We start from the raw sequence: 3,256 nt of genomic DNA, 5'->3' as shown, positions 1-3,256 counted from the left end.
GCTCGGGGAGGGCGGGATGGGCCAGGTCCACCGCGCCTTCGACTCCACGCTCGAGCGCGCGGTGGCGGTGAAGTTTCTGCGCGGCGACGACCCGCGCGAGACCGAGCGGCTCGTCCTCGAGGCGCGGCTGCAGGCGCGAGTGGAGCATGAGAACGTGGTCCGTGTGCACGCGGTCGGCTCGCTGGAGGGCCGCGCGTGCCTCGTGCTCCAGCTCGTCGAGGGCAAGACGCTCGCGGACCTCGCCGCGGGCCTCACGCTCGCCACCCGGGTCGAGCTGGTGCGCCAGGCGGCCCTCGGGCTCGACGCCGCCCATCGCCAGGGGCTCGTGCACCGCGACGTGAAGCCCGACAACGTGCTGGTGGAGCAAGGGCCGGGCGTGCCGCTGGCGAGGCTCGGTGACTTCGGCCTCGCCCGCGGCGAGGAGGGCGGGCTCACCCACTCCGGCTTTCCGGAGGGCACGCTCGAGTACATGGCGCCCGAGCAGCTCGCCAGCGCGGGCCCGGTGGACTTTCGCGCTGACGTCTATGCGCTCGGCGCCACCCTCTACGCGGTGCTCGCCGGGCACCCGCCGTTCCACGGGCTCGCCGAGGCGTCGGGGCGCTCCGAGCCGGCATTCCTGCTCCGCCGCATCCTCGCCGATGAGCCGCCGGCCCTCGGCGCCGCGGTCCCCCGCGAGCTGGCGCTCGTGGCCGCGTGGGCGATGCAGAGGGAACCGGCCGCGCGCTACCTCTCGGCGCTCGCGTTCGCCGAGGACCTCGGCCGCTTCCAGCGCAGCGAGCCGGTGCTGGCGCGGCCGCCGACGCTCGCCTACCGCGCCACGAAGTGGGCGCGGCGCAACCCGGTGGCGGCGCGCGCCGCCGCCGTGGCGGCGGCGGCGGTGGTGCTCGGCGTGGCGTGGGCCGCGTTCGCCGAGCGGCGGGCGGGCCTGGACGCGCTCGAGGCCGCGCGGCTGGGCGCCGAGGCGCAGCGCATGGAGAACGCGATGCGCATCGCGCACTTGTCGCCCGCGCACGACCTCTCGCCGGTGTACGCGGCCATCCGCTCCTCCGTGGACGCGCTGCGGCGCGCGGACGGCAGCGCCGGAGCGGCCGCGCGGGCCTTCGCCATCGGCCGCGGCCTCCAGCTCCTCCATGACGCCGACCCGGCCCGCGAGGCGCTCGAGCGGGCGTGGACGCTCGGGTTCCATCACCCCGAGGCGGCGCTCGCGCTCGGCCTGCTGGACGGCGAGCGCTACGCGCGCGAGCGCGCTCAGCTCCCGCGCATCGACGACCCGAAGCGGAAGGAGGGCCGAATTGCCGCGCTCCGGGCGCGCTTCCGCGAGCCCGCCGTGGCGCGCCTGCGGCTCGTCCCCGCCGCGACCGGCGCCGACCGCGACCTCCTCGAGGCCCGCATCGCGCTCGTGGAGGAGCGCCATGCCGACGCCGCCGCGCTCGCCCGGGGGGCGCGCGAGGCCGGGGCCGACCCGCTTGAGGCGAGCACACTCGAGGGCGAGTCCTGGCTGCGCCGCTCCCTCGAGGTCTACGAGACGCGAGACCATGACGGGACGCTCACGCCCCTCGCCGAGGCCCTCCCGGCGCTCCGGCGCGCGGCGGAGATAGGACGCAGCGCCCCCCGCCCCCGCCTCCTGCTCGCCCAGGCGCTCATGCACGAGGGCATGGTCCGCCAGCAGCGCGAGCCGGTCCGCGCCGACCGCTTCGACCCGGCGCTCGCGGTCCTCGCCGAGGGGCTCGCCCTGGACCCGAAGGACCCGGACCTGCTGGTCGTGCGCTCCGAGATTTTCGCGGAGAAGGGGCGGCTCGCACGCATGCTCGGCACCGACCCGGGCCCGAGCCTCCTCGCCGCGGTCACCTCCGCCGACGCCGCGACGCGGGCCGCGCCTTCGAACCGCTCCGCATGGGAGCGGCTCGCCTGGGCCTGCCTCAATTACGCGCGCGAGCTGCGCGATGCCCATTACGAGGTGGGCTGGGCCTGGGAGACGGGCATCGCGGCGGCGACGCGCGCGGGCGAGCTCTCTCCCGAGTCGAGCGTCCCGCCCTCACTGCTCTCGCAGATGTACGCGGACCGCGCCGAGACCACCGGCATCCGCGGCGGCGACTCGACCGGGGACATCGAGGCGGCGCTCGTCGCGGCGCGCCGGGTGGCGGAGATTGGAGACCGCCCCATCGTATCGCGCATCATGCTCGCCCAGGCCATACGCCAGGACGCCACCCGGCGCTGGTCCGCCGGCGAGGCGGCCGACGCGCGCTATGCGGAGGCGGCCCACATCATCGGCGAGGCCTTCTCGAGGGGCGAGGGCCAGTCGGCGCTCGCCGGCTTCGGCGTGCAGATTGCGGTCCTCTGGGCCGAGTCCGTGCTCCTCGAGGGACGGGGGCCCGGCGACGCGCTGGCCGCGGTGGCTCCCTGGGCCGCGACGCTGCGGACGCGCGTCGACACCGACATCGTCGCCGCCGCCCAGCTCGCCGAGCTCGAGGTGCTCGAGGTCCAGGCCGCGGTGCTGGCGGGACGGGACCCCGGGCCCGAGTTCGCTCGGGCCAGGCCGCTGCTCGAGAAGGTGGTGAAGGCCGGGGTCTACCCGGCGATGCGGGGCCGGATGGCGGAGGTCGAGCTGCACCGCGCGGCGTGGCTGGCGGGCCGCGGGCTCGACCCCCTGCCGGCCCTCACCACCGCGGACCGGTACGCGCAGCTCATGAAGGCCGAGGATGCGAGCAGCCCCGACGGCTGGCGCCTGGAGACGGAGGTCGTGCTCGCGCGGCCCTCGCCGCTGGCGGCCGACCTCGCCCGGGCGCGCGCCGCCATCGACAAGTCCCTGACCTTCACGCCGGAGGACCCGCGCCTCCTCGCCCTCCGCGGCCACGTGCTCGCCGCGTCGGGGGACCTCGCGGGCGCACGCGCCGCACTCGAGCAGGCCCGGACGCGGAACGGCCGTCTGGCGTGGGTCAAGTCGCTGCAGGCCAGGTTGCATTAGCGCGTCTCGGGGGGTGGCCCCGCGCGCCCGGCCGCCAGGCAGGGGCCCCGATGCCAGGGGCCCTGCCCTTCCCGCTCGCGACGCGCCCTACCCGCCCTTGCCGGGGGCGGCCGGAGCGGCGGGGGTGGTCGGTGCAACGGGCGCGGCCTTCCCGTCCTTCGCCTTAGTACTACTCAGTCAGTTGCGTCGAGTCGAGGGGCATGATCTACGTCGAGGTCATGACCCCTGCACAGATGCGCAAGCTGGACAGAGAGCTGCGCGAGTACCTGGAGTCGATGGTGGAGGGGATGG

Annotated in this window: 1 protein-coding gene; it reads left to right on the top strand. The window is 76.3% G+C overall.

The window, feature by feature from the left end:
- A partial coding sequence (locus tag D7V88_RS45345) for a serine/threonine-protein kinase (RefSeq protein WP_147449091.1) occupies positions 1–2,965 on the top strand: 2,965 nt, incomplete at its 5' end.
- Positions 2,966–3,256: the final 291 nt, after the last annotated feature.

It is taken from the genome of Corallococcus terminator, assembly GCF_003611635.1.
Classification (GTDB): domain Bacteria; phylum Myxococcota; class Myxococcia; order Myxococcales; family Myxococcaceae; genus Corallococcus; species Corallococcus terminator.
The sequence above is the reverse complement of the archived record's forward strand: the minus strand, read 5'-3'. Positions and strand labels throughout refer to the sequence as shown.